This is a genomic window from Streptomyces sp. SAI-127 (assembly GCF_029894425.1).
Classification (GTDB): domain Bacteria; phylum Actinomycetota; class Actinomycetes; order Streptomycetales; family Streptomycetaceae; genus Streptomyces.
This window is the reverse complement of the sequence record NZ_JARXYJ010000001.1, coordinates 4951285-4971906: the sequence shown is the minus strand read 5'-3', so window position 1 is coordinate 4971906 and position 20622 is coordinate 4951285. Positions and strand designations below refer to the sequence as shown.

At 70.6% G+C, this 20622-nt stretch carries 15 protein-coding genes and 2 pseudogenes; 9 read left to right on the top strand and 8 right to left on the bottom strand.

Annotated features, from left to right (window positions below; all coding sequences use genetic code 11):
- Positions 1–102 precede the first annotated feature (102 nt).
- Positions 103–1402 (bottom strand): annotated as a pseudogene (locus M2157_RS22705) (VCBS repeat-containing protein).
- 135 nt (positions 1403–1537) lie between these two features.
- On the opposite strand from M2157_RS22705, the gene M2157_RS22700 reads away from it, so the two are divergent.
- Both M2157_RS22700 and M2157_RS22695 read left to right on the top strand, forming a co-directional pair.
- Positions 1538–2503 (top strand): hypothetical protein, encoded by a 966-nt coding sequence (locus M2157_RS22700; RefSeq protein ID WP_280866077.1) that lies wholly within the window; start codon positions 1538–1540, stop codon positions 2501–2503.
- Positions 2504–2516: 13 nt separating this feature from the next.
- A pseudogene (locus tag M2157_RS22695) lies at positions 2517–3009 on the top strand (amino acid transporter).
- A 90-nt stretch (positions 3010–3099) separates the two neighbouring features.
- On the opposite strand, the gene M2157_RS22690 reads toward M2157_RS22695, so the two are convergent.
- The gene (locus M2157_RS22690) at positions 3100–5382 is read right to left on the bottom strand and encodes a 4Fe-4S dicluster domain-containing protein (RefSeq protein WP_280863488.1); all 2283 of its coding nucleotides are present in this window, start codon (positions 5380–5382) and stop codon (positions 3100–3102) included.
- 195 nt (positions 5383–5577) lie between these two features.
- Here M2157_RS22690 and M2157_RS22685 point away from each other — a divergent pair, with 195 nt between their 5' ends.
- The 5 genes from M2157_RS22685 to M2157_RS22665 all read left to right on the top strand — a co-directional run bounded on the left by M2157_RS22685 (position 5578) and on the right by M2157_RS22665 (position 10874).
- Complete coding sequence (locus tag M2157_RS22685; RefSeq protein WP_280866076.1) at positions 5578–6609, top strand: MraY family glycosyltransferase; 1032 nt, start codon at positions 5578–5580, stop codon at positions 6607–6609.
- A gap of 94 nt (positions 6610–6703) precedes the next feature.
- Positions 6704–8551, top strand: coding sequence for a molecular chaperone DnaK (gene dnaK / locus M2157_RS22680; protein WP_280863486.1), 1848 nt, complete (start codon positions 6704–6706; stop codon positions 8549–8551).
- The gene (gene grpE, locus M2157_RS22675) at positions 8548–9195 is read left to right on the top strand and encodes a nucleotide exchange factor GrpE (RefSeq protein WP_280863485.1); all 648 of its coding nucleotides are present in this window, start codon (positions 8548–8550) and stop codon (positions 9193–9195) included. Before dnaK ends, grpE begins: the two co-directional genes overlap by 4 nt.
- Positions 9196–9240: 45 nt before the next feature.
- On the top strand, positions 9241–10422 hold the full coding sequence (gene dnaJ / locus M2157_RS22670) for a molecular chaperone DnaJ (protein ID WP_280863484.1): 1182 nt from the start codon (positions 9241–9243) through the stop codon (positions 10420–10422).
- Between the two features lie 5 nt (positions 10423–10427).
- Positions 10428–10874, top strand: a complete 447-nt coding sequence (locus M2157_RS22665; protein WP_123762115.1) for a helix-turn-helix domain-containing protein — start codon at positions 10428–10430, stop codon at positions 10872–10874.
- Between the two features lie 89 nt (positions 10875–10963).
- Here the strand turns inward: M2157_RS22665 and M2157_RS22660 are convergent, their stop codons facing one another.
- Complete coding sequence (locus M2157_RS22660) at positions 10964–12619, bottom strand: PA14 domain-containing protein (RefSeq protein ID WP_280863483.1); 1656 nt, start codon at positions 12617–12619, stop codon at positions 10964–10966.
- Between the two features lie 240 nt (positions 12620–12859).
- Between M2157_RS22660 and M2157_RS22655 the strand changes: the two genes are divergently transcribed.
- A complete protein-coding gene (locus M2157_RS22655) occupies positions 12860–13963 on the top strand; it encodes a substrate-binding domain-containing protein (RefSeq protein ID WP_280863482.1) in 1104 nt (367 codons plus the stop codon).
- Positions 13964–14002: 39 nt separating this feature from the next.
- Here the strand turns inward: M2157_RS22655 and M2157_RS22650 are convergent, their stop codons facing one another.
- From M2157_RS22650 to M2157_RS22640, 3 genes are read right to left on the bottom strand one after another with little or no spacing between them, the layout of a single operon-like run.
- Positions 14003–14860, bottom strand: a complete 858-nt coding sequence (locus M2157_RS22650; protein ID WP_280863481.1) for a transglutaminase family protein — start codon at positions 14858–14860, stop codon at positions 14003–14005.
- A gap of 2 nt (positions 14861–14862) precedes the next feature.
- On the bottom strand, positions 14863–15795 hold the full coding sequence (locus M2157_RS22645) for an alpha-E domain-containing protein (RefSeq protein WP_266516157.1): 933 nt from the start codon (positions 15793–15795) through the stop codon (positions 14863–14865).
- Positions 15792–17333: a circularly permuted type 2 ATP-grasp protein gene (locus tag M2157_RS22640; RefSeq protein ID WP_280863480.1), complete on the bottom strand. Its 1542-nt coding sequence runs from the start codon at positions 17331–17333 to the stop codon at positions 15792–15794. The genes M2157_RS22645 and M2157_RS22640 overlap by 4 nt, the downstream gene beginning before the upstream one ends.
- A gap of 307 nt (positions 17334–17640) precedes the next feature.
- Here M2157_RS22640 and M2157_RS22635 point away from each other — a divergent pair, with 307 nt between their 5' ends.
- Positions 17641–18669, top strand: a complete 1029-nt coding sequence (locus M2157_RS22635; protein ID WP_280866075.1) for a LuxR C-terminal-related transcriptional regulator — start codon at positions 17641–17643, stop codon at positions 18667–18669.
- Here the strand turns inward: M2157_RS22635 and M2157_RS22630 are convergent.
- The gene (locus M2157_RS22630; protein ID WP_280866074.1) at positions 18632–19624 is read right to left on the bottom strand and encodes a LuxR family transcriptional regulator; all 993 of its coding nucleotides are present in this window, start codon (positions 19622–19624) and stop codon (positions 18632–18634) included. The two genes, M2157_RS22635 and M2157_RS22630, sit on opposite strands and share 38 nt — an antisense overlap.
- A complete protein-coding gene (locus tag M2157_RS22625; RefSeq protein WP_280866073.1) occupies positions 19621–20619 on the bottom strand; it encodes a helix-turn-helix transcriptional regulator in 999 nt (332 codons plus the stop codon). The genes M2157_RS22630 and M2157_RS22625 overlap by 4 nt, the downstream gene beginning before the upstream one ends.
- Between the last annotated feature and the right edge of the window lie 3 nt (positions 20620–20622).

The window sequence follows — 20622 nt, the reverse complement described above, 5'->3', positions numbered from 1 at the left end:
CAGGACGGTGACGGCGCCCGCGCGCCAGAACTCGCTGCCGAGCGTTTCCGACGGGAGTTGGGCGACGCCCCCGGCGACACCACCCTGACGCCCCCGCTGACGTCAGGGGCTGAGGAACGCGGACGTGGAGAAGGTGACGGCCGGTTCGGGGCTCACGAGCCCCTTCTTCGCGCCGGGGAAGACGGCGACCGTGTCCTTCGTCTCGCTCCGGTACGTCCGTACCGCCAGGTCCGCCCGGCCGTCGCCGTCGAAGTCGCCGACCGCGAGGACCCGGCTGGTGCCGGTGGCGGGGGGTTCGACGGTGGCCGTCGTCCGAGTGGAGAGCCCTGTCGTACGGCCTGGGAAGATGCGCAGGCGCGAGCCGCTGGAGACCAGGTCGCTCAGGCCGTCGCCGTCGAAGTCGGCGGCGTCCAGGACCGAGCCGGGGGAGTCCAGGGAGCCCCTTCGACGCGGTGGGGAGGTCGTAGCGCAGTGACGTTCCGCCCATGGCGCCGACCGCCGCGTCCAGGGCCTTGCCGCGGCCGAAGGAGCCGAGGGCCACGTCGATGCCGGACGGCAGGACGGCTCCGGTGCGGGTCGGGCCGGCCGGACCGCCGAGGACCACGGCGGAGGGGCCGGTGCCCTGTGCCGTACGGACGATCAGGTCGTCGTGGCCGTCGCGGTCGACGTCGGCGGCAGGACCCGTGGGGACCTCGCCGGGCGACTGGATCGGGGCGTCTGCCTTGCGCGGAGTGCCCTTGCGGGTGAACGGGCCGCGCAGATAGGAGAGATGGCCGCCGGTGGCGTGCAGGACCAGGTCCTTGGCGCCGTCGCCGTCGAAGTCGCCGCAGACCGGCTGGTCGGGCCAGTCGTTGCCGACGCGGGCGGCGGGCGGGACGGTGAGGTGAACGGCCTTGCCCGACAGGCCGGTCGGGGAGCCGAAGAGGATCTGGAGCGGGACCGGGGGCCGGCCCTGGCCGTCGTAGGGCGGGTCGGTGGAGACGACGAGGTCCGTGAAGCCGTCCTTGTCCAGGTCGCAGGTGGCCTCCGCGTCGAACAGGGCGGGGAGTTGGCCGTCGGTGGCCGCGCCCTGTCCGCTCGGGGTGATCAACTGCCGTGCGCCCGGGACCAGTCCGCGCTCGCTGCCGTAGACGATGCCGATGCCGGGGTCGTCGGCGTGGGCCTGTGCCTTGACCAGGTCGCCCAGGACGAGGTCGCGGTGGCCGTCGCCGTTGAAGTCGTCCGGGGTCCTGCTGCCCTGGCCCTTCGGCACCGGGAGCCGGGCCGGGGCGTCGGCGATCGGTACGGGAGTGCGGTCCGCCGATCCGGTGTGCTGGGTGGGGCCGCAGGCGGCGAGGAGGAGGGTGGTGGCGAGGGCGGCGACGGCGGTGACCAGGGTGCCGCCCGGGGGCGCCGTACACATCACGTCTCTCCGCACGATCCGCACGCGCACCGCTCACCTCGTCAGCATCATTGACAACGACCCCGGCAATGATGCACTTGTTCGACATACGGCGACAGCCCTGCGTGCGCCGTCGACGGGGGAGAGGCGGAAAGCGTGCGGTTCGCGCTGGTCTGGACGGTCCGGCTGGGCGGGCTGGTGGGGTGGGTCGCGGCGGCGGTGGCCTGCTGGTGGCTGCTGGGAGTGGCGTCCACGCCCCGGCCGTGGACGGGGCCGCTGGTGTGGGGCGCGGTCGCGGCCGGATGCGCGGTGCTGCGGGCGGGGGCGCTGTGGGGACTGCGGCGCGGGTCCGCGCGTGTGGTCCTGGAGAAGTCCGGGTCCGGCGGCGCTCTCGAGGAGGCGCTGGGGTTCTCCTTCGACTCGGCGGGCTGGATCCGGGCCCGCGGCGGTGCCGTCTGGCTGCTGGTGACCTTCGCGTGCGGTGCCCTCTTCGTCGGGCTCATGACGGCCACGGCGGCGAACGAACGGGTGGCCGAACTGCGGGACGCGGGCGCCGAGGTGAGCACGGCGAGGGTGGTGGAGCGTCCGCGGGCGGTCCGCGCGGACCTGAGCGAGGACGTCGTACGGGGATACATGTCCCGTCTGGTGATCGCCGTACCGGACGGCCCCGCACGGCTCGCCACACGCGCGTACACCCACGACGAGCCGCGCGCCGGTACCGAGGTGGAGGTGCTGTGGGCCCGGTCGGCGCCGGAACTCGGCGGGTACGTCCATGAGCGCGAGGACCTGCGGACGCTCGCCGCGGGGCGCTGGGAGGCGTTCCCGGACGGGGCGAACGGCCGGGACGCGCTGCTCGCGTTCGTGCTGGCCATGGTCACCGTCGGCGTTTTCGCCCTGCTCTTCACCTTCACGCCGGGCCCCCGGGCCCTTCAGGAGCTGGCCTGGTCCGCGCCGGTCCAGACGGTGTACGCCGTCCTGATCACCGCGGTCTTCGCCGGCTGGCGCCCCTTGCTGCTGGGCGACGAGGTGAGCGTGGCGGAGGGGCTCCTCGGGGCGGGCGGCTTCGGGCTCCTGGTGCTGACGTACATGCTGGTGGCGGGCCGGAGTATCGATGAGAGCTGAGGGCGGGCGAGCGGTGGACGCTGACGATGTGCTGCATGTCCTGGACCTGTTGCGGCGGGCCGGCGCGGAGGTCTGGGTCGGTGGCGGCTGGGGGATCGACGCGCTGGTCGGCAGGCGGACCCGGGATCACCGTGACCTGGATCTGATGCACCGGCAGGAGCAGGAGCCGTCCGTCGTGGCGGCGCTGGCCGCCGACGGGTTCGTGGAAAGCCTGGACTGGCGGCCGGTCCGGTTCGTGCTCACCGCCCCCGACGGGCGGGAGATCGATCTGCATCCGCTGGTCTTCGCCGAGGACGGCTCCGCCGTGCAGGCGTCCGGGGAGCCGGAGCGGCCCTTCGGCTATCCGGCCTCCTGTTTTGTGACGGGGACCGTCGGCGGGACGACCGTTCCGTGTCTGTCCGCCGAGCAGCAGGTCTACTTCCACCACGGGTACGAGCCCCTCGGAGCGCGACCGGCACGACATGGCTCAGCTCCGGCGGGTCTTCGGGATCGCCACCCACTTCTGAGCGGAGACCTGAAAAACGCGGCGCCCCCGGGCCCAGTGGGACCCGAGGGCGCCGAAAAGCACCGTCGTATGACCGCTACTTCACCGGCTCCTACTTCACCGGCTCGGGTTCCGGCTCGTTCGCCGTCTCCGCCGCGTCCTCCGGGTCGACCGGGGTCCGCACGGACTCCAGCAGCAACTGGGCGACATCCACGACCTGGATGGACTCCTTGGCCTTGCCGTCGTTCTTCTTGCCGTTCACGGAGTCCGTGAGCATCACCAGGCAGAACGGGCAGGCCGTCGACACGATGTCGGGGTTCAGCGAAAGGGCTTCGTCGACACGCTCGTTGTTGATGCGCTTGCCGATCCGCTCCTCCATCCACATCCGCGCGCCACCGGCGCCACAGCAGAAGCCGCGCTCCTTGTGGCGGTGCATCTCCTCGTTCCGCAGGCCCGGGACGTTGGCGATGATCTCGCGCGGCGGTGTGTAGATCTTGTTGTGGCGGCCCAGGTAGCACGGGTCGTGGTAGGTGATGATGCCCTCGACCGGCGTGACCGGGACCAGCTTGCCCTCGTCCACCAGGTGCTGGAGCAGCTGGGTGTGGTGGATGACCTCGTAGTCGCCGCCGAGCTGCGGGTACTCGTTGCCGATGGTGTTGAGGCAGTGCGGGCAGGTCGCGACGATCTTCTTGGCCGACTTCGGCTTGGCGGACTCCGGGACCACCTTCCCGTCGTCGTCGAGCTCCTCGCCGAACGCCATGTTCAGCGCCATGACGTTCTCCATGCCGAGCTCCTGGAACAGGGGCTCGTTGCCGAGGCGGCGGGCCGAGTCACCGGTGCACTTCTCGTCGCCGCCCATGATCGCGAACTTGACGCCCGCGATGTGGAGCAGCTCGGCGAAGGCCTTCGTGGTCTTCTTGGCCCGGTCCTCCAGGGCACCGGCGCAGCCGACCCAGTACAGGTACTCGACCTCGGTGAGGTCCTCGATGTCCTGGCCGACGACCGGGACCTCGAACTCGACCTCCTTGAGCCACTCCAGGCGCTGCTTCTTCGCCAGGCCCCAGGGGTTGCCCTTCTTCTCCAGGTTCTTGAGCATGGTGCCCGCCTCGGACGGGAACGCGCTCTCGATCATCACCTGGTAGCGGCGCATGTCGACGATGTGGTCGACGTGCTCGATGTCGACGGGGCACTGCTCGACGCAGGCGCCGCAGGTGGTGCAGGACCACAGGACGTCCGGGTCGATGACGCCGTTCTCGTCGGCGGTGCCGATCAGCGGGCGCTCGGCCTCGGCGAGGGCGGACGCGGGCACACCGGCCAGCTGCTCCTCGGACGCCTTCTCCTCGCCCTCCATGGTCTTGCCGCCGCCGGCCAGCAGGTACGGGGCCTTGGCGTGCGCGTGGTCGCGCAGGGACATGATCAGGAGCTTGGGGGAGAGCGGCTTGCCGGTGTTCCACGCGGGGCACTGCGACTGGCAGCGGCCGCACTCGGTGCAGGTGGAGAAGTCCAGCAGGCCCTTCCAGGAGAACTGCTCGACCTGGGAGACGCCGAAGACGTCGTCGTCACCGGGGTCGGTGAAGTCGATCGGCTTGCCGCCGGACGTCATCGGCTGGAGGGCACCCAGGGCGGTGGAACCGTCCGCGTTGCGCTTGAACCAGATGTTCGGGAAGGCCAGGAAGCGGTGCCAGGCCACACCCATGTTGGTGTTGAGAGAGACGACGATCATCCACACGAAGGACGTGCCGATCTTGATCGTCGCGACGAGGTAGACGAGGTTCTGCAGCGCGGAGACGCTCAGGCCCTTGAAGGCCAGCACCAGCGGGTACGAGGCGAAGTACCCGGCCTCGTAGCCCTCCACGTGGTGCAGCGCGCCCTCGAGGCCGCGCAGCACGTAGATGGCGAGGCCGATGGTGAGGATGACGTACTCGACGAAGTACGCCTGACCCGCCTTGGAGCCCGCGAAGCGGGACTTGCGGCCGGGGCGGGAGGGCAGGCTCAGCAGGCGGATCACGATGAGCGCGGCGATGCCGAGCACGGTCATGACACCGATGAACTCGATGTACATCTCGAACGGCAGGAACTCGCCGATGACCGGCAGCACCCAGTCGGCCTTGAAGAGCTGGCCGAACGCCTGCGCGAGGGTCGGCGGCAGCGTCAGGAAGCCGACCGCCACGAACCAGTGGGCGAAGCCGACGATGCCCCACCGGTTCATCCGGGTGTGGCCGAGGAACTCCTTCACCAGCGTCACACTGCGGGCGTAGGGGTTGTCGGTCCTGCTTCCGGCGGGCACGGGCTGGCCCAGCTTGAAGTACCGGACGAACTGGCCGATGGCGCGTGCGAGCAGTGCCACGCCGACCACGGTCAGTACCAGCGACACGATGATCGCGGCGAGTTGCATTTCGGGGCTCCTCGGGCCTGCGAGGGTTCTACGAGCGAGATTACTAAGCGGTAACTTATGCAGTCCGTCTGAGACTACCCCCATCTTCTGCCGCACTGTAGCCGGGCACAGGGTGATCTGAATCGCTGAGGGTTACCTTAAAACCCGATCGTGTTATTCGTGATGAATTGGTGCATACACCGCTAATTTGGGCTTGTGCTCTACGGGATCCTCGCCGCCACCTCCGCCCTGCTCCTCGCCGCCGTGCTCACCGCCGTGCTGCGGGTGGTCGCCCTGCGTCTCGGGATCGTCGACCGGCGATGGCGGCGACCCATGCCGCTGTCCGGCGGCGTGGCGGTGGTCGCCGCCACCTGTCTGGTCGCGGCGGTCGGGGACTGGAAGGGGGTCACCCCCCTGGGGCCCGAGGTCACGCGGCTGCTCGTCGCCGGGGCCGCCGTCGCCCTCCTTGGGCTCGTCGCCGACGTACGGCGGGTCAAGGCGCGGTTCCTCGTGGGCGGTACGGCGGTGGCGGCGGTGTGTGTCGTGCCGTACGAGCAGACGGGGGTGCCCGCCGGGCTGCTCGCGGCCGGCTGGATCGTCTTCGTCGCCCTCGGGTTCAAGGCGCTGGACCACGCCGACGGGCTCGCCGGGACCGTCGGGGTCGTCACCGCCTTCGGGGCCGGGGCCTGTGCGGCGGCCGGGGTGATGGACGGGGTGGCCGTCCTGCTGAGCGTGCTGGCCGCCGCGCTGACCGGGTTCCTGATGCACAACTGGCATCCGGCGCGGGTGGGACTCGGCGCGTGCGGGGCCCTGTTCACCGGGTTCGTGCTGGCCTCCGCGGCCGTGGCGACCCGCGCGGGGCAGGAACTCGGCTCCGGTGCGGGGGTGTTGTTCGCGCTGAACGTGGTGGTGGCCGCCGACGTCGTACTCGTCGTGCTCGCCCGCGGGCTGTCTGGGCGGCCGCTGCTGCGTGCCGCCCCCGACCATCTCGCCCACCGGCTGCGACGGCTCGGGCTCACTCCGCAGGGGGCGTCCGTCGTCCTGGGTGTCGCGGCCTTCGGCGGGGTACTCGTCGGGGCCCTCGTGCACCTCGGGTGGATCGCCGCGACCGCGGCCCTGTGGGTCGCCGGGATCGCCCTGGTCGTCGTGCTCGTACTGCTTCGCGTCAAGCCGAACGTGAAGTCCAACCTGGCGCCGCGCCGGGTATCGCCGCAGGTCACGACCCAGTTGCGTGTAAGGAACGGATAAGAGTTGAGCCCGTACGACTCAGGTCTGTTGACCGAGCCGGGGCGGTCGTGCACACTTGAGTCCGTTCCACTCAAGTCAGCTGGAGGAATCAACCATGGCACGTGCGGTCGGCATCGACCTGGGCACGACTAACTCCGTCGTCAGCGTTCTCGAAGGCGGCGAGCCCACCGTCATCACCAACGCCGAGGGTGCCAGGACCACGCCGTCCGTCGTCGCCTTCGCGAAGAACGGCGAAGTGCTGGTCGGCGAGGTGGCCAAGCGCCAGGCGGTCACCAACGTGGACCGGACCATCCGTTCGGTGAAGCGTCACATGGGCACCGACTGGAAGATGGAGCTGGACGGGAAGCCCTTCAACCCGCAGCAGATCTCCGCGTTCATCCTCCAGAAGCTGAAGCGGGACGCCGAGTCCTACCTGGGCGAGAAGGTGACCGACGCGGTCATCACCGTCCCGGCGTACTTCAACGACTCCGAGCGTCAGGCGACCAAGGAGGCCGGCGAGATCGCGGGCCTGAACGTCCTGCGTATCGTCAACGAGCCCACCGCGGCCGCGCTCGCGTACGGCCTCGACAAGGACGACCAGACGATCCTCGTCTTCGACCTCGGTGGCGGCACCTTCGACGTGTCCCTCCTCGAGATCGGCGACGGCGTCGTCGAGGTGAAGGCCACCAACGGTGACAACCACCTCGGTGGTGACGACTGGGACCAGCGCGTCGTCGACTACCTGGTGCAGCAGTTCAAGTCCGGTCACGGCGTGGACCTCGCCAAGGACAAGATGGCCCTCCAGCGCCTCCGCGAGGCCGCCGAGAAGGCCAAGATCGAGCTGTCCAGCTCCACCGAGACCTCGATCAACCTGCCCTACATCACGGCCTCCGCCGAGGGCCCGCTGCACCTGGACGAGAAGCTCACCCGGGCTCAGTTCCAGCAGCTGACCGCGGACCTCCTGGAGCGCTGCAAGACCCCGTTCTTCAACGTCATGAAGGACGCCGGCGTCTCCATCAACGAGATCGACCACGTCGTCCTCGTCGGTGGCTCCACCCGTATGCCCGCCGTCGCCGAGCTCGTCAAGGAGCTCACCGGCGGCAAGGACGCCAACAAGGGCGTCAACCCGGACGAGGTCGTCGCCATCGGCGCCGCCCTCCAGGCCGGTGTCCTCAAGGGTGAGGTCAAGGACGTCCTGCTCCTCGACGTGACCCCGCTGTCCCTGGGTATCGAGACCAAGGGCGGCATCATGACCAAGCTCATCGAGCGGAACACGACGATCCCGACCAAGCGGTCCGAGATCTTCACCACCGCCGAGGACAACCAGCCCTCCGTCCAGATCCAGGTCTACCAGGGCGAGCGCGAGATCGCGGCGTACAACAAGAAGCTCGGGATGTTCGAGCTGACCGGTCTGCCGCCGGCCCCGCGCGGTGTCCCGCAGATCGAGGTCGCCTTCGACATCGACGCCAACGGCATCATGCACGTGACCGCGAAGGACCTGGGCACGGGCAAGGAGCAGAAGATGACCGTCACCGGCGGCTCCTCGCTGCCGAAGGACGAGGTCGACCGGATGCGCCAGGAGGCCGAGCAGTACGCGGAGGAGGACCACCGCCGCCGCGAGGCCGCCGAGACCCGCAACCAGGGCGAGCAGCTCGTCTACCAGACGGAGAAGTTCCTCAAGGACAACGAGGACAAGGTCCCCGGCGAGGTCAAGACCGAGGTCGAGTCCGCCGTCGAGGAGCTGAAGGCCGCGCTCAAGGGCGAGGACACCGCGGAGATCCGCACCGCCACCGAGAAGGTCGCCGCGGTCTCCCAGAAGGTCGGCCAGGCCATGTACGCCGACGCCCAGGCCGCGCAGGGCGCGGGTGACGCCGACGACGCCGGGGCCTCCCAGGCCAAGGCGGACGACGACGTCGTGGACGCCGAGATCGTGGACGACGAGCGCAAGGACGGTGCCGCGTGACGGAGGAGACCCCGGGCTTCGACGAGAAGCCCGACGTCCCCTCCGGCGCCACCCCCGACGACGCCGAGCCGAAGGCCGCCCCCGAGGAAGGGGCGGCCCCGGCCGGGGACGCAAGTGCCCAGATCGCCGGCCTGACGGCCCAGCTGGACCAGGTGCGCAAGGCGCTCGAAGAGCGCACCGCGGACCTCCAGCGGCTCCAGGCCGAGTTCCAGAACTACCGCCGCCGTGTGGAGCGGGACCGGATCACGGTCAAGGAGATCGCCATCGCGAACCTCCTGACCGAACTCCTGCCCGTGCTCGACGACATCGGCCGCGCGCGGGAACACGGTGAACTTCTCGGCGGGTTCAAGTCCGTCGCGGAGTCCCTGGAGACCGTCGCGGCGAAGATGGGCCTGCAGCAGTTCGGCAAGGAGGGCGAGCCCTTCGACCCGACGATCCACGAGGCCTTGATGCACAGTTACGCGCCCGATGTCACCGAGACGACGTGCGTGGCGATTCTGCAGCCTGGGTATCGCATCGGCGAGCGCACCATCCGCCCCGCGCGGGTGGCCGTGGCCGAACCGCAGCCGGGTGCGCAGACGGTCAAGGCCGAGGACGGATCCGAGGCCGGCGACGACAAGGACAACGGCCCTGAGGAGGGCTGAGGTCGAAGAGAACCATCGGGACACCGGAAAGGGGGCGCGTCGAGGATGAGCACCAAGGACTTCATCGAGAAGGACTACTACAAGGTCCTCGGCGTCCCCAAGGACGCCACCGAGGCCGAGATCAAGAAGGCGTACCGGAAGCTCGCCCGCGAGTTCCACCCGGACGCCAACAAGGGCAACACCAAGGCCGAGGAGCGCTTCAAGGAGATCTCCGAGGCGAACGACATCCTCGGTGACCCCAAGAAGCGCAAGGAGTACGACGAGGCCCGCGCCCTGTTCGGCAACGGCGGCTTCCGCCCGGGGCCGGGCGGCGCGGGCGGCTCCTTCAACTTCGACCTGGGCGACCTCTTCGGAGGCGGCGCCCAGGGCGGGGGCCAGGGAGCCGGCGGCTTCGGCGGCGGACTCGGAGACGTCTTCGGGGGCCTGTTCAACCGGGGCAGCTCCGGAACTACGCGCGTCCAGCCCAGGCGCGGCCAGGACATCGACACCGAGGTCACCCTCAGCTTCACCGAGGCGATCGAGGGCGCGACGGTCCCGCTCAGGATGTCCTCGCAGGCCCCCTGCAAGGCCTGCTCGGGCACCGGCGACGCCAACGGCAACCCGCGCGTGTGCCCGACGTGCGTGGGCACCGGCCAGGTGGCGAGGGGCTCCGGCGGAGGGTTCTCCCTCACGGACCCCTGCCCGGACTGCAAGGGTCGCGGCCTGATCGCGGAGAACCCCTGTGAGATCTGCAAGGGTTCCGGGCGGGCGAAGTCCTCCCGCACCATGCAGGTCCGCATCCCGGCCGGGGTGTCGGACAGCCAGCGGATCCGGCTGCGCGGAAAGGGGGCGCCCGGTGAACGCGGCGGCCCCGCGGGCGACTTGTACGTCACCGTGCACGTCGACACGCACCCCGTCTTCGGCCGCAAGGGCGACAACCTCACGGTGACGGTCCCGGTGACCTTCTCGGAGGCGGCGCTCGGCGGCGAGGTCAGGGTGCCGACGCTGGGCGGCCCTTCGGTGACGCTGAAACTGCCCCCGGGCACGCCCAACGGCCGCACCATGCGGGCGCGGGGCAAGGGCGCGGTCCGCAAGGACGGCACCCGGGGCGATCTGCTGGTCACCGTCGAGGTGAGTGTCCCGACCGAGCTGTCGGGGAAGGCTCGTGACGCGCTCGAGGCGTATCGCGAGGCGACCGTGGGTGAGGATCCACGGGCGGAGCTGTTCCAGGCCGCGAAGGGAGCTTGATCGAGATGGACGGCCGTCGACGCAACCCGTATGAACTGACCGAGGAGACCCCGGTCTACGTCATCTCGGTGGCGGCCCAGCTCTCCGGCCTGCACCCGCAGACACTGCGCCAGTACGACCGTCTGGGCCTGGTGTCACCGGACCGCACCGCGGGCCGGGGCCGGCGCTACTCGGCCCGCGACATCGAACTGCTGCGCACCGTCCAGCAGTTGTCGCAGGACGAGGGCATCAACCTCGCCGGCATCAAGCGCATCATCGAACTGGAGAACCAGGTCGCCGCGCTCCAGTCGAGGGTGGCCGAGCTCCAGGCCGCCGTCGAGGGGGCCGCGGCGGCCATGCAGCAGCGCGAGGCGGCGGTGCACGCGTCGTACCGCCGTGACCTGGTGCCGTACCAGGAGGTCCAGCAGACCAGCGCGCTGGTGGTGTGGCGGCCCAAGCGGGCCAAGGACTAGGCACAGCCACGAGAAGCCACGAGAAGGGGCCCGGAGATCTCTCCGGGCCCCTTCCGCATGTTTCTTCATGCGCCGTCAGCGGCGGTGCGTCAGCGGCCGCTGAAGAACTCCACCGAGGCGCTCTGCGTGCCCTGGCGGCCGTAGGCGTCCACGGCGTACACCTCGGCGACGCAGGGGCCGTTCCAGGGGGCCGTCCAGGAGAGGGTGCCGGTGGTGGAGAACTGGGTGCCGCTGGATCCGCAGGCGCCCGAGATCTCCCACGAATAGCCCTTCAGGACGCGTCCCTCGTCACCCGTGCCGGGAGCTGCCGTGACCTGGATGGGGGAGCGCGCCGGCACCCCGTTCGTGACCAGGGTCAGCTTCGGCGCGGCCGGGCCGGTCGCGGTGGCCGGGGTGAGCCGGTCGACGGTGACCTCGGTGGAGGGCACCGAGTCGGCGCCCTGGGCGTCGACGGCGGCCACGTAGTAGAAGGCCTTGCCCTTCGGGGCGGAGGTGTCCTCGTACGACGTGCCGGACGCGGTGCCCACCAGGCTCCAGGCGCCGTTGACGTCGGTACGGCGGTAGACGCGGTAGCCGGTGGCGTCGGCCGGCGTCCACGTCACCTCGGTGGACGCGTCGGCGGGCGTGCCGGTGACTCCGGTCGGGGCGGGCACCGCCGAGGCGACGGGACGGGTGACGGTGGCCGGGTCGGAGACCGGCGCGAAGTTCCCGGCCGTGTCGACGGCCTGCACCTTGTACGCGTACGCCGTCCCGGCGTCCGCCGTCACGTCCGTCCAGGAGATACCCCAGACCGGATGGGGCCCGTCGGGGTCGGACTGTCCCACGGGCGCGCCCCACACCTCGTAGTGGTCGACGTCCGTGGACGAGGACGCCTGCCACGTCACCGAGTTGCCCGCCGTGGTGCCCAGCGCCGTCGCCCCGGTGGCCGCCGCAGGTGCGGTCCGGTCGGCGGTCACCGCGGCCTGGTCGGGGGTGCCGCCCGACTCGTTGCCGGCCTTGTCGTAGGCGCGGACCTCGTAGTAGTAGGTGTCGCCGGTCGCCGGCAGGGTGCTGTCGGTGTACGACGTGGAGGTGGTCGTCGTGAGCGGCTTGGTGCCGAAGGGGGTGCCCTTCAGGCGCCGGTAGACCCGGTAGCCGGCGAGGTCCATTTCCTTGTTCTTCGCCCAGGTTGCCTTGGCCTTGCCGGTGGCCTTGTCGTACGAGACCGAAGTGCCGGTGGGGACCAGCGGCTTGACCTTGTCGACGTCTGCGGAGGTGCGGGGCGCGTAGGTGACCTTGACCTTGGCGGCGCCGGTCCAGTTGGCGTAGTCGACGCGGAGGGTGTGCCTGCCGGACGGGATCGTCACGTTGGCGGTCTTCTTGACCGTGGTGGAGACGTTCTTCCACAGGTCGATCTTGCGGACGCCGTCGACGTACACGCGCATGCCGTCCAGGCCGGTGGCGCTGAGCGCGAACGGCCCGCCGGAGCCGAAGTCGCGGGTCACGGTCCAGCGGACGCCGAAGTTGTCCTTCGGCAGCCCGGAGACGGGAGCGCCGCTCCAGCTCTGGTCGATCGCGTTGTCGCAGTCGGTCTTCTTCGGCGTGCCGGAAAAGGACGTGTTCGCGTAGAACTGCCGCTTGAACACGGGGGAGGCGCAGCTGACGGCCGCGGAGGCGGGGGCCGTCGTCACGGCGAGCAGGCCGCCGGCGGTGGCGAGCACGACCGCGGCCGCGGCCGCTGGGGTCGTGCGTCTGGCTGACTTCATTCGGTCCTCTGGTCGTACGGGGAACAGCAGTTGTGCGGCTGCTGTGATCACGACTCGCGAGGTGTGAAGTTGGTTGTACTAGTGTTCGCGCCAAGTCTTCACACCATCGGCGGAGAGTGGCGTTGCGCACTCGTTAAGTGATTCCGCTTGACGTCGGTGGGCGGCCCCGCGTTGGCTTTTCAGTCACATGGGCCGCAATGCCGCGCCCGCGTCCTGAATGCACCAGAAGTGAGCAGCCCCATGCGTCGTATCGCCATAGCCGTGGCCGCGTCCACGATGACCCTCTCGCTGGCCGCCTGCGGCGCGCTCGGCGCCGCGAGCGGGAGCGAGGCGAGCCCGACCAAGGGTGACGACATCACCGTGGGTGTGCTGATGCCGGAGAAGACGAACACCCGCTACGAGGAGTTCGACTACCCGATCATCCAGCGGAAGGTCGCCGAGCTCACGGACAAGAAGGGCAAGACCCTCTACGCCAACGGTGAGGCCGACGCCAAGAAGCAGGCCACCCAGATGCAGCAGATGATCGACGAGAAGGTCGACGTCATCCTGCTGGACGCCGTGGACTCGCACGCCATCGCGGGCATGGTGACGAAGGCCAAGGACGCGGGCATTCCGGTCATCGCCTACGACCGCCTCGCCGAGGGCCCGATCGACGCGTACGTCTCCTTCGACAACGAACTCGTCGGCGAGGTGCAGGGCCGCTCCCTCGTCGAGGCGATCGGCTCGGGCATCGACACCTCCGACAAGATCGTCATGATCAACGGCTCGCCCTCCGACCCGAACGCCGGACAGTTCAAGGCGGGCGCGATGTCCGAGCTCAACGGCAAGGTGACGATCGCCAAGACCTACGACGTCGACGGCTGGAAGCCGGAGACCGCCCAGAAGGACATGGCCGAGGCGATCAGCGCGATCGGCAAGGGCAACATCAAGGCCGTCTACTCCGCCAACGACGCCATGGCAGGCGCCGCCATCCAGGCGATGGTGGACGCGGGCATGACGAAGCTCCCGCCGATCACCGGCCAGGACGCCGAGCTGGCCGCGGTGCAGCGGATCGTCGCGGGCGAGCAGTACATGAGCGTCTACAAGCCGTACCCGGGCGAGGCCGAGGCCGCCGCCGAGATGGCCGTCATGAAGGTCCAGGGCAAGGGCATCCAGTTCGACGCCCTCGCCACGGACAGCGTCGACAGCCCCACGAACAAGGGCATCCCGGCCCAGCTCGTCCAGGTCGTCGCCCTGACGAAGGACAACATCAAGAGCACGGTCGTCAAGGACGGCATCTACACGATCAAGGACATCTGCACCGCGCAGTTCAAGAGCGACTGCGCGGCGGCGGGCCTGAAGTAGCCGTGCCGGGGCGGAGGGAACCCCCCTCCGCCCGCCCGCTCACGCCACCCGCGTGAACTCCACCGTGACCTCCGGCGATCCTCCGGGCACGCCCCGGTAGATGCCCTTGTGGGGCGTCACGTCGTCGTAGTCGCGCCCCCGTGCCACCACCACGTGGGACTCGTCGGCGCGGACGCGGTTGGTGGGGTCGTAGCCGCACCAGTCGCCCGCCCAGTACTCGATCCAGGCGTGGCTCTCCCCGGCGACGGGCCGGTGGAGTTCGGCGTCGCGTTCCGGGTGGAGGTAGCCGGAGACATAGCGGGCCGGGAGGCCGGCACCCCGCAGCAGGGCGACGGTGAGATGGGTGATGTCCTGGCAGACGCCGGCGCCCTGCTCCCAGGCCTCCGCGGGGGAGGTGTTCACGCTGGTCGCGCCGGGGAGGTACGACACCCGGTCGGCGACCAGCGCCGACACCGCGACCGCCGTCTCGTGCGGGTCGAGACCGGCCGCCGCCTTCCGGGCCTTCTTGATCAGTTTGGGCGGGACCGTCGTACGGCCCGTCGGGTTCGCGAACTCCAGCAGGCGGGACCCCGCGATGCGTTCGGCCACCTCGTCCCACGTGGGCGCGGCCGGCAGCGGCCCCGGCCGGGACGTCTCGACCAGGCTGGAGGCCGTGATGGTGAGATGGCCGTGCGGGTCCATCAGATCGAAGCCGGTGACCTGGGTGCCCCAATAGTCCCAGTAGGACCAGGTGGGCGTGGTGGGGTTGACGGTGACCCGGGCGTCCAGGGTGGTCTGGGCGGGCAGGGTCAGCGGGGTCATGCGGACCTCGTTGTGGGACGAGGCCGCGGGCTGGGCGTACGAGACCTTCGTGGTGTGCTTGATCCGGAGGCGTCGGGACGCGGGGGTGGTGGTCATGTTCACGCTCCTTCCTGGGCCCACTCGACGGGCCCCTGGTACGGGAAGAACCGCTCCGCCACCGCCTCCGCGGAGGCCATGCAGGCGGTTTGCAGGTCCCCGAGCAGCAAAGGGAGTTGCTCCTCCAGGGCGTGCAGGTCGAGGTATTCGAGACGGGTGCGCATCCGGCCGATCGGGCGGCGCGCGGGGTCCTGGCGGGGCCGGCCGAGCGCGGTCAGGCACTCCTCCGCCGTCGTCAGCGCGTGCAGCGCGGAGCGCGGGAAGTCGCGGTCCAGGAGCAGGAACTCGGCGACGCGCGGGGTGTCGCCGAAGCCGCCGTACACGCGCGCGTACGCCTCGTCGGCGCCCGAGGCGCTCAGCAGGGTCGGCCAGTCGGGCGCGTGGGCCGCGTCCAGGACCCGGACCGACAGCAGCCGTACGGTCATGTCCACCCGCTCCAGGCTGCGGCCCAGCACGACGAACCGCCAGCTGTCGTCGCGGCTCATGGTGGAGTCGGCGAGCCCGAAGAACAGCGCCGCGCGCCGCCGTACCAGTTCCAGATAGGCGTAGGGGCCCGTACGGCGGGCCGCGAGCCGCTGGTCGGCCAGCGCGTGCCAGGTGGAGTTCAGGCACTCCCACATCTCCGAGGAGACGGCCTCACGGGCGCTGCGGGCGTTCAGCCGGGCCGCGCCGAGGGCGCCCTCGATGGAGCAGGTCGAGCGGGCGTCGAAGGCGAGCTGGTCCAGGACCTGCTGCATGTCGACCCGGGCGCCGCCCGCGTCGACGCCGAGGATCGCGTACAGCGACCGGCAGGCCACGTCCTCGTCGCGCCACGGGTCCTCCAGCAGCCGGTGGAGGTAGGCGTCGAGAATGCGGCCGGTGTTGTCCGCCCGCTCGACGTAACGGCCGGTCCAGGTCAGTGCCTCGGCTATCCGCGAGAGGATCACGTCGTTCACTGCTGGGCCCCTTCCTGTACGACGGTGGGGTTGCCGTCGGGACCGTGCTGACGTGGGGCGATGTCCAGGAGGGCGGTCCCGTTCGCGGGCGTGGGCGGCTCCGCGGGACCCTCGGCGAGCACCCAGGTGTCCTTGGAGCCGCCGCCCTGGCTGGAGTTGACGATCAGGTTGCCCTCCTGGAGGGCGACCCGGGTCAGGCCGCCGGGCAGGACCCAGATGTCGTTGCCGTCGTTGACGGCGAAGGGACGCAGGTCGATGTGGCGGGGCGCCATGCGCTCGCCCGCCAGGGTGGGGGAGGTGGACAGGGCGACGGGGCGCTGGGCGATGAAACCGCGGGGGTCCTTGCGAACGGCCTCGCGGGTCTTCTCCAGGGTTGCGCGGTCGGCCTTCGGCCCGATGACGATGCCCTGGCCGCCGGCCCCGTCGACGGGCTTCACGACGAGCCGGTCGATCTGGTCGAGGACGGCCTCGAGCTGGCCGGGTTCGTCGGGCCGGAAGGACTCCACATTGGGAAGAATCGGTTCCTCGGAGAGGTAGTAACGGATCAGGTCCGGGACGTAGGTGTAGAGCAGCTTGTCGTCCGCGATGCCGTTGCCGACCGCGTTGGCGAGGGTGACATGGCCCGCCGTGGCCGCGCCGAGGATGCCCGGGCAGCCGATCACCGAGTCGGGGCGGAAGTGGAGCGGATCGAGGAAGTCGTCGTCCAGGCGCCGGTATACGACGTGGACGGGCACTTCTCCGCGGGTCGTGCGCATCCACACCCGGTTGCTCCGGCACACCAGGTCGTGCCCCTCGACCAGCTGCACGCCCATCAGCCGGGCGAGCAGGGCGTGTTCGAAGTAGGCGGCGTTGCTGGGCCCGGGGGTCAGGACCACGACCCGCGGGTCCTGGACGCCGTCGGGCGCGGCGGCGCGCAGGGCGGCGAGCAGCTTCTGCGCGTAGCCGTCGACGGGAACCACGTGCTGCTCGGCGAAGAGGGACGGGAAGACTCGGGTCATGGCGCGCCGGTTCTCGATGACGTACGACACGCCGCTGGGAACCCGGACGTTGTCCTCCAGGACCCGGAAGTCCCCCTGTTCGTCGCGGACCAGGTCGATGCCGGCGACGTGGATGCGTACGCCGCCCGTGGGCTCGAGCCCGTGCGCGGCGCGGTGGAAGTGCGGGGAGTTCAGCAGCAGCCGCCAGGGCACGACTCCGTCCTCGAAGGCACGGGCGGGTCCGTAGGCGTCGGCGAGGTAGGCCTCCAGGGCTCTGACTCTCTGGCTCACCCCGCGTTGTATGAGATCCCATTCGAGGGCGTCGAGGATCCTGGGCACGAGGTCCAGCGGCCAGGGCCGCTCCTCGCCCGCGAAGGCGTAGGTCACGCCCCGGTCGGTGAAGGCCCGGGCCATCTGGTCGGCCCGGAACCTGAGTTCACTCGGTTCGATCGGCTGGAGTGCGGCCAGCACCGGCTCGTAGGCGGTCCTGACCTCACCCGGCCGCTCGAACATCTCGTCCCACGCGTCGGCCAACGCGTATGCGTCAAATATGTCCGCCATGGCCTGACGTTAAGTGCGGCACGTAACGGGATGATCACTGCGTGATTTCCGGGAGTTGACGCGCGGAGCGGGTTGTTCCGCACGGGGACGGCCCTGGCCGGGCGGGGGAGCAGCTTGTTGCAGACGGACCGACGGAGGCCCGGAGGTAACGGGGTATACCGGCCGTTTTTCCCGGCGTCGGCCCGAGTAGCCGTGTTGCGGAGCGGGTCGGGGCCGCGCATAGTTGCGGAGCCTGGGGGCTTCTGCGCCCCGATGGGGAAACAGCACAAGAGGGCGGTAGACGCGGGAACCGGGGGTGGGATGGGCAATGGCCGGGCTCAGGGCGGACGACCATCCCCACGGTGCCGACCGGCTGTGCGAGGCCGGGGATCGGGTGTACTCCCGGGCCGTACGGCGCGGCCGCGTGCCACGCGCCGACGCCGAGCCGGTGCCCTGTCTGCTGGAACTGGCCCTGCTGCACCCGGACCCCGACGACATGGACTGGCTGGTGCCGACGGCACCGCAGGAGGTCATGACCCGGCTGCTGCGCGGCGTCTACGACGAGGTCAGCACGAGTCAGCAGCGGGTGGGGGACGCGGTCGCGGCGGTGGAGCGGTACGCGGGCCTGGGGCCCAGTGTCGTGCCGGGCGCCGGTGAGGGGACCGCGATCCGGGTCCTCGACGGCCTCTCGCGGATCCAGGCCGCGATGGACGAGGCGACCGAGGCGTGCACGACGGAGGTCCTCACCGTCCAGCCCGGCGGCATCCGCCCCGAGCACGAGCTGACGGAGGGCCTGCACCGGGCGCTGGCGCTGCGCGGCCGGGGCGTGCGGATGCGCGACCTGTACACCCATGTGGCCCGGCACGGCCAAGGGCTGCTGAACTACCTGGAGTTGATGGGCGGCTCGGTCCAGGCGCGGACGCTGGACGAGGTCATCGACCGGCTGATCCTCTTCGACCGCACGGTGGCCTTCATCCCCGCGAACGCCGACCGCACCCTCGCCCTGGAGCTGCGGCACCCGGCGCTGGTGGAGTACCTGCTGACGGTCTTCGAGCGGCTGTGGCGCCTGGCGATCCCCCTCACGGCCCCGCTCCCGGACACCGGCATCGAGGGCATCTCCCACCGCGAGCAGTCCATCGCCGCACTGCTGGCCGAGGGCCACCAGGACGCGGTGATCGCGGAACGGCTGGGGATCAGCGTGCGCACCTGCCGGGCCCATATCGCGCGGCTGTCGGAGACGCTCGGGGCGGCCAGTCGTACGCAACTGGGTGTCCGGATAGCGCAGGTGGGCCTGGACGGCCCGACGGCCGTGCCCTCGATCACGCTTCCCGGTCAAGAATCCCGGACCGTCCGATGAGGTAGCCCAGTTGGGCGCGGCTCTCGCTGCCGAGGGTGGCGGCGAGTTTGGCGATGTGGACGCGGGCGGTGCGGATGTTCATGCCGAGGCGGTCGGCGATGACGGCGTCGGTGTGGCCCTCGACGAGCAGTCCGGCGATGGCCCGTTGGCGGGGAGTGATGCCGTTGAGGCTCGGCCGGTGGACGGTCTGCGGATACATGGGCGTGGCCTGCCACCACAGCCGGTCGAAGGTGGCGGCCAGGAACTCCACCAGGGCCGGGTGCCTCACTTCCAGCGCGACGGTGCCGTCCCCGTCGGCGGGGATGAACGCCACGTCCCGGTCGGCGACGATGAGCCGGTCGGTGACCTCGTCCAGGGAGCGGGCCTCGGCGTCGCCGCGGAGTTGCTCGTAGCGGGCGAGGACGAGCGGCATATGGCGCTGGGTGTGCTGGTACAGGGTGCGGATACGGGCACCGCGGTCCAGGAGCGCCTGGTCCCGGTCCATCGCCACGACCTGGGCGGCGGCGCCCCGCCGGTCGCTGTAGTGGACGTTGGGCTGCACACACAGGAGTTCGTGGACGGCGCCGGCCATGGCCTCGGTGATGGCCTTGTTGATGGGGCCGGTACCGCTGACGACTCTGATCGCCGGGTTCTCCGCGATCGCCGAATCGCGCCCGTCGATCCGCAGGAGCGGCGCGAACGCCTCGGCCAGCCGTTGCTCACGCCGCCGCTCGTGCGCCATGCGGTCCGTGGTGGCGCGGAGCATGCGGTGCAGGGCGAGGGCGGGCGGTACGGCTTCCAGCCGGGCGGGGTCCCGGGCGTCGGGCCGCAGCAGCCCGGTGTCGAGGAGACAGGGGACGGGCGAGGCGTCCTGCCTGTCGATGCCGCCCGCGCGCAGGGCGCGTGCGTAGACCTCGATGCCTTCCGGGCACGGGTCTTCCGGGCCGTGCTCCGGATGGGCTGCCGCCGTGCTCACTCCGCCGTGTCCTCCTGGCCGAGAATCCCGGACTGCCCTATGAGATAGCCGAGTTGGGCGCGGCTCTCGCTGCCGAGGGTGGCGGCGAGTTTGGCGATGTGGACGCGGGCGGTGCGGATGTTCATGCCGAGGCGGTCGGCGATGACGGCGTCGGTGTGGCCCTCGACGAGGAGGGCGGCGATGGCTCGTTGGCGGGGGGTGATGCCGTTGCGCGTGGGCTGCTGCACCGCTTGGGGGTACATCGGGGTGGCCAGCCGCCACAGCCGGTCGAAGGCGGTGACGAAGAAGGAGATCAGGGCGGGGTGACGGATCTCCAGGGCGAGGGTGCGGTCCTTGTTGGCGGGGATGAAGGCCACGGTCCGGTCGACGATGATCAGACGCTCCGTCACCTCGTCCAGGCTGCGGGCCTCCACGTCGCCGTGCAGTCGCTCGTAGCGGGCCACGACGCTGGGCGCGTGGCGCAGGGTGTGCTGGTAGAGCGTGCGGATCCGGCCGCCGCGGTCGAGCAGGGCCTGGTCGCGGTCGAAGGCCTCGACATGCACGGGCGGGGGCGGCTGGGCGTGTCTGTCGCTGGTGTTCGGCTGGACGGCCAGCAGTTCGGAGCCGGCGGCCACGGCCTGACCGATGACCCGGCTGATCATGTCGAGCCCGCTGAGGACGCTGATCATCGAGGAGTCGTCGGTTCCCGTACGGCGGCCGTCGATCCGCATCAGGGGCTCGAACGTCTCGGTCAGCCGTGCCTCACGCTGTCGTTCGTCCGCGATGCGTTCCTCCGCGATCCGCAGCATGCGGTGCAGGGCGACGGCCGGGGCGACCGGCTCCAGCCTGTCCAGGTCCGTGACGGCGGGATGCAGGAGACCGAAGTCGAGCAGGCAGGGCGCTTCCTTGGCGTCGACACCGAGCACGTACCCCTCGCGCAGGGCACGTGCGTACAGCTCGGTCCCTGCCGCGCACAGGTTCTCCACGCCGTGCTCCGGATGTGGCACCGGGATCACTCG